This window comes from uncultured Brevundimonas sp. (assembly GCF_937870815.1).
In the GTDB taxonomy this organism is placed as follows: domain Bacteria; phylum Pseudomonadota; class Alphaproteobacteria; order Caulobacterales; family Caulobacteraceae; genus Brevundimonas.
This window is the reverse complement of record NZ_CALMZS010000070.1, coordinates 1-5776: the sequence shown is the minus strand read 5'-3', so window position 1 is coordinate 5776 and position 5776 is coordinate 1. Positions and strand designations below refer to the sequence as shown.

The following is a 5776-nucleotide window of genomic DNA, read 5'->3' as shown; positions in this document are numbered from 1 at the left end:
CTTCCATCTTCGACATCTGCTCTCCTTACACGAGAGCTGTCCCTGTTTTCCTTGTCTCAGTTCCGGGGGTCACTCCACGCCAATCTCCGGACGGAAAGTGGTGTGTGTCCCTACTTGACCCTACTTGACCGTTCCCTCACCAGCGCCGGCCGCCGTCCTGCCAATAGACCCGCTCGCGGCCATAGCGGTAGTCGCGGTTGTAGCCGCCGAAGCCGTAGCCGCACGGGTCGTCCTCGGCCGACAGCTGACGGCCGATCAGATAGCCGGCCGCGGCCCCGATGGCGGCCCCGGCCTCGCGGTCGTCCTTGCCGGCCACGGCCGCGCCTATGGCCCCGCCCAGCACGGCCCCGGCCGCCATGGCGCGGTTGCGGTTCTCGGCATAGTCGCGCTCGCAGGCCGAGGCGTAGTTGTCGGTGGTGGCGCAGCCGGCCATCACGAGGCCGCAGGCGCCCAGCGCCGTCATGGTCAACAGGTGGTGCATCGCGTCTCTCCCTCAGCCCCGCTCCGGAAAGAACACCCGGCCGCGCGGAGGCGTTCCCGGGCGGGGCGGCTCCGCGGGGCGGCTGCCCGCCTTCCGCCCGGGTGGCGACCTGGGCTGGTTCATCTCAAAGACCACGAAGAAGGCGGGAAGGACACGACGGGAGCGAGGCACCGGCCCCGCCCTTCACCCCCTCCCCCGAAACCGCTATCAGCCGGACATGACCCTCCCCCACCCCCTCGGCGGCCTCGGAGAGATCGCCGGCGACTACGACCTCCTGCTCTGCGACGTCTGGGGAGTGATCCACAACGGCCGCGAGAATTTCCCCGCCGCCTGCGAGGCCCTGACCCGCTTCAACCAGCAGGGCGGCCACGTCGTGCTGATCTCCAACTCGCCCCGGCCGGCCTCCGACGTGGTGGCCCAGCTGGACCGGCTCGACGTGCCGCGCGCCAGCTGGAAGGCCTTCGTCACCTCCGGCGACGCCACCCGCGCCGAACTGGCCCGGCGCGCCCCCGGCCCGGCCTGGGTGATCGGCCCCGAACGCGACTGGCCGCTCTACCAGGGGCTCGGCCTCGACAGCGCCCACGGCGCCGCCGACGCGGCCTTCATCTCGGTGACCGGCCCGGTCGACGACGAGACCGAGACGCCCGAGGACTATCGCGAACGCCTCGCCGGCGGGGTCGCACGCGACCTCGAACTGATCTGCGCCAACCCCGACCGGGTGGTCCAGCGCGGCGACCGGCTGATCTACTGCGGCGGCGCCCTGGCCGACCTCTACGCGAGCCTCGGCGGCCGCGTCACCATGGCCGGCAAGCCGTTCGGGCCGATCTACCAGCTGGCCGTGAGCGAGGGCGAGCGGCTGCTCGGGCGGCCGGTCAACCGGGCCCGGGTGCTCTGCATCGGCGACGGGGTGGCCACCGACGTGCTCGGCGCCAACCGGCAGGGGCTCGACTGCCTGTTCATCGCCAGGGGCATCCACGGCGACGCCGCGCGCGGTCCCGACGGCCGTCTCGATCCGGCCCGGGCCGCCGGCCTGCTCAGGGCGGAGACCACCTACGCCCGCTACGCCATGCTCGATCTGACGTGGTGAGGGGCTGCAAATCAGGCTAAGCCCCCGCCATGAAACTGGTCACTGCACATCCCTCGGGCGGCTATATCCTCGAGGAGCTCCATCCCGGCATGACCGCCGAAAAGGTCATCCACGTCTCGGACGAGCGCATCCGCCTGTTCGCCGAGGCCTCCGACGACTTCAACCCGGTCCACCTCGACGAGGCCTTCGCCGCCAGGACCGCCTATCGCGGCCGCATCGCCCACGGCCTGCTGTCGGCCTCGTTCGGCTCGGCCGTGGTCGGCACCATCCTGCCCGGGGCCGGGGCCATCTACATCTCCCAGACCCTCGGCTTTCACCTGCCGGTCCGGCCCGGCGACGACGTCCTGGTTCGCGTCAGCGTCGTCTCGGTCGATCAGGAAAGCGCCCGGGTCGAGCTCAATTGCGGCGGCTATGTCGACGGCAAGCTGGTCATGGACGGCGTCGCCCTGGTCCGCGTGCCCCGCCGGCGGCGGCCGGCGAAGGCCTGACTTGGTCCGGATCGTCACCGACTGGCGCGGCCTGCCCGGCGACCTCAAGGGGGCGGCGGTCGCCATCGGCGCCTTCGACGGCGTCCACCGCGGCCACCAGGCCGTCATCGGGCGGACCCGCGAGGCCGCCCGCGCGCTCGGCGCGCCCCTCGGCGTGGTCAGTTTCGACCCTCATCCGCGCCGCTGGTTCCAGCCCGACGCCGCCCCCTTCCGCCTGATGACCCCGGCCCAGATGGCCCGGGCCCTGGAGCCGCTGGGCGTCGACCGCCTCTATCTGCTGCCCTTCGACGCCGAGATGGCGGCCATGTCCGACGAGGGCTTCGCCCGCGACGTGCTGGCGGCCGGCCTCGGCGTCCGCCACGCCGCCGTCGGCTTCGACTTCACCTACGGCAAGGGCCGCACCGGCTCGCCCGAGGGCCTGAGCCGCCAGGGCGGGGCGCTCGGCTTCGGCGTCACCGTCTGCGCCCGGGTCGACGACCCCGACGGGCTCAAGCTGTCCTCCTCCGCGGTGCGCGAGGCGGTCCACGCCGGCGACATGGCCCGCGCCGCCGCCATCCTCGGCCGCCCCTTCGCCATCGAGGGCGAGGTCGTCCACGGCGACAAGCGCGGCCGCGCCATCGGCGTGCCGACCGCCAATGTCCGCCTCGGCGACTATATGCGCCCGGCCTATGGAATCTATGCGGTCCGGACCCGCCTGGCCGACGGCCGCACGCTGGACGGCGTCGCCAGCCTCGGCGTCCGCCCGATGTTCGCCGTCGACGAGCCGCTGCTCGAGGTCTGGCTGTTCGACTTCGACGGCGACCTCTACGGCCAGACCATCGAGACCGGCCTGATCGCCTTCCTCCGCGGCGAGGAGACCTTCGCCGACCTCGACGCCCTCAAACGCCAGATCGACGCCGACGCCGCGGCGGCCCGACGGATTCTCAGTCGTCGCGAGGACCAACCCAGGTGACGTCGCCGAACGCGTCGGTCACCGCCTTGACCAGCGGCGGAATCAAATCCCCACGGATCGTCAGGGACGACCCGGCCCTGGTCATCACCAGCTTCGGCTCGGCGCCGGAGTTCTCGAACACGTCGACGCGGTCCGCCTCGGCGAGGAACCACGAAAACTGTTCGAACGAGCGACTCCAGCGGGCCCGTATACGGTCCTCAGGAACGTCGTGCCCGCCCTTCATCACCCGAATCCGCACCCGCTCGACGTTGAGATCGGGGTCGGGGAGGAAGACGAAGATCATCCGGATGTCGAACCCGTACGCCTTCGCCTCACGCACGAGCGCCCGGTATTTGTCGGTGGAAAGCACGGTCTCCACGCCGACAGTCTGGTGGGCGTGCACCGAGGCGTACAACCACGCCTCGATCCGCTTCACCGCTTCAAGATTGGCGTCCGGCAGGCCCAATCCTTCCTGCGCTTCGATGCGCCGGGAGAGTTCGTCGGGATTGATGATCCAGATCGACCCCGCCGGCTCCTCGGCCGAGAGCATCGAGTAGATGGTGCTCTTGTCCGAACCGTTCGGCCCCGCGACGATCCAGAGCGTCGGTCGCCTACTTGGCTTTTCGGACACCGGACGGCGCTCCGAGGAGGGCCTTGTTCTCGCGCCGCGCCGCCGCCACGTTCCGGCTGAACACGTACAGCAGGTCCTCTGCGAAGGTCGGGCTGTTGGCGTCGATAGATCGAATGGTGACCTTTTCGCCATTGGCCGCCGTGACCCGCTTGGAGGTCACGCCCTTGGGCTTCCTGCCGGGACGGCTCGAGCCGGGAACGCGCTGGACGATGATGTCGGTCATGGGTTCGAATATCCGCCCGGCCAGGGGGCTTGGCAAGGGTTCGGCTGGCGCCCCGACGAGCCGCCTGCTAGACCGCTCGCACCATGACCGTCCGCGTGTTTCGCCCGATCTCGATCAGCCGCCCGGCGTAGCGCCGCAGGGCCCAGGCCCCGCGCTCGCCGGGATTCTCCCGACCTCCACGCGAACGATCAACACGACGAGACGAGACTTGATGGCCGACGCCGGCGACACCCCTGCTTCCTCGCGCGACTATCGCGAGACCGTCTTCCTGCCGGAGACGCCCTTCCCCATGCGCGGCGGCCTGCCCCAGAAGGAGCCGCAGATCCTCGAACAGTGGGGCGACCTCTACGGCGCCCTGCGCAAGCAGCGCCAGGCCGAGGGCGCGCCCCTCTATGTCCTCCACGACGGCCCGCCCTACGCCAACGGCGACATCCACATCGGCCACGCCCTCAACAAGACGTTGAAGGATTTCGTGGTCCGCAGCCGCTTCCTGCTCGGCCATGACGTCGACTATGTCCCCGGCTGGGACTGCCACGGCCTGCCGATCGAGTGGAAGATCGAGGAGCGCTACCGCAGCCAGGGCAGGCGCAAGGACGAGGTCTCCAAGGCCGAGTTCCGCCAGGCCTGCCGCGAATACGCCGCCGGCTGGATCGACGTGCAGCGCGACCAGTTCAAGCGCCTCGGCGTCCTCGGCGACTGGGACCATCGCTACGCCACCATGGACTTCCCGACCGAGGCGGCCATCGTCGCCGAATTCCACAAGTTCAAGAACTCGGGCCAGCTCTACCGCGGCTCCAAGCCGGTCATGTGGTCGCCGGTCGAGCGCACCGCCCTGGCCGACGCCGAGATCGAATACCACGACCACGTCAGCCCGACCGTCTGGGTCAAATTCCCCGTGGTGGCCGCCACCGACGATCATCCCGACGACCTGCTGGCCTTCCGCCACGCCAACCCCGCCGTGGTCATCTGGACCACCACGCCGTGGACCATCCCGGCCAACCGCGCCATCAGCTACGGTCCCGAGATCGCCTACGGCCTCTATGAGGTCACGGCCATGGAGACCGGGCTGGAGTTCGAACCCTGGGCCAGGCCGGGCGACCGGCTGATCCTCGCCGACAAGCTGGCCGAGGAGGTCTTGAAGGTCGCGAAGATCGCCGCCTGGACCCGCGTCGACGACCTCAACCCCTCGGGCCTGGAGTGCGCCCACCCGCTGGCGGCGCTGTCGTCGGGCTACGGCTATTCCGTGCCCCTGCTGGCCGGCGACCACGTCACTGACGACGCCGGCACGGGCTTCGTCCACACCGCCCCCGGCCACGGCGCCGACGACTTCGAGGTCTGGAAGGCCCACGGCCATCACGAGGTGCCCGACACCGTCGATCCCGACGGCGCCTACTACCCGCACGTCCCCCTCTTCGCCGGGCTCAAGGTCATCGAGACCGAGGGCAGGAAGACCGGAAGGTTCGGCCCCGCCAACGGCGCGGTGATGGAGAAGCTGATCGAGGCCGGAACCCTGCTGGCGCGCGGCCGGCTGGAGCATTCCTATCCGCACAGCTGGCGCTCCAAGGCGCCGGTGATCTTCCGCAACACGCCGCAGTGGTTCATCCGCATGGACAAGCCGCTGGACGACGACGGCACGCTACGCGAGCGCGCCCTGTCGGCCATCGACGCCACCGCCTTCCATCCGGCCGCGGGCAAGAACCGCATCCGCGCCATGGTCGAGGGCCGCCCCGACTGGCTGATCAGCCGCCAGCGCGCCTGGGGCACGCCCCTGGCCATGTTCGTGGACAAGGAGACCGGCCAGCCGTTGCACGACCCCGAGGTCGACGCCCGCATCCTCGCCGCCATCCGCGACGGCGGCGCCGACGCCTGGTTCGACCGTCCCGACGCCGACTTCCTCGGGGCCCACGATCCGCAGCGCTATGAAAAGGTCGAGGA

The 5776-nt window shown here is 70.5% G+C and carries 7 protein-coding genes; 4 read left to right on the top strand and 3 right to left on the bottom strand.

What is annotated here, in order from left to right; translation table 11 throughout:
- Nucleotides 1–136: 136 nt before the first annotated feature.
- Nucleotides 137–481: a glycine zipper 2TM domain-containing protein gene (locus tag Q0588_RS04455; RefSeq protein WP_298744123.1), complete on the bottom strand. Its 345-nt coding sequence runs from the start codon at nucleotides 479–481 to the stop codon at nucleotides 137–139.
- A gap of 217 nt (nucleotides 482–698) precedes the next feature.
- On the opposite strand from Q0588_RS04455, the gene Q0588_RS04450 reads away from it, so the two are divergent.
- The 3 genes from Q0588_RS04450 to Q0588_RS04440 are packed head-to-tail and all read left to right on the top strand — an operon-like array spanning nucleotide 699 to nucleotide 3008.
- Entirely contained in the window at nucleotides 699–1568 is an 870-nt protein-coding gene (locus Q0588_RS04450) for a TIGR01459 family HAD-type hydrolase (RefSeq protein WP_298744121.1), read from the top strand.
- A gap of 35 nt (nucleotides 1569–1603) precedes the next feature.
- Nucleotides 1604–2056 (top strand): MaoC family dehydratase, encoded by a 453-nt coding sequence (locus Q0588_RS04445; protein WP_298744124.1) that lies wholly within the window; start codon nucleotides 1604–1606, stop codon nucleotides 2054–2056.
- A gap of 1 nt (nucleotide 2057) precedes the next feature.
- Entirely contained in the window at nucleotides 2058–3008 is a 951-nt protein-coding gene (locus Q0588_RS04440; protein WP_298744119.1) for a bifunctional riboflavin kinase/FAD synthetase, read from the top strand.
- On the opposite strand, the gene Q0588_RS04435 is transcribed toward Q0588_RS04440, so the two are convergent.
- Nucleotides 2980–3618 carry an AAA family ATPase gene (locus Q0588_RS04435; protein ID WP_298744118.1) on the bottom strand — a complete coding sequence of 213 codons (639 nt, stop codon included), beginning with the start codon at nucleotides 3616–3618 and terminating at the stop codon, nucleotides 2980–2982. The two genes, Q0588_RS04440 and Q0588_RS04435, sit on opposite strands and share 29 nt — an antisense overlap.
- Nucleotides 3599–3841, bottom strand: a complete 243-nt coding sequence (locus Q0588_RS04430) for a hypothetical protein (RefSeq protein ID WP_298744117.1) — start codon at nucleotides 3839–3841, stop codon at nucleotides 3599–3601. The genes Q0588_RS04435 and Q0588_RS04430 overlap by 20 nt, the downstream gene beginning before the upstream one ends.
- 211 nt (nucleotides 3842–4052) lie before the next feature.
- Between Q0588_RS04430 and Q0588_RS04425 the strand changes: the two genes are divergently transcribed.
- A partial coding sequence (locus Q0588_RS04425) for a class I tRNA ligase family protein (protein WP_298744115.1) occupies nucleotides 4053–5776 on the top strand: 1724 nt, incomplete at its 3' end.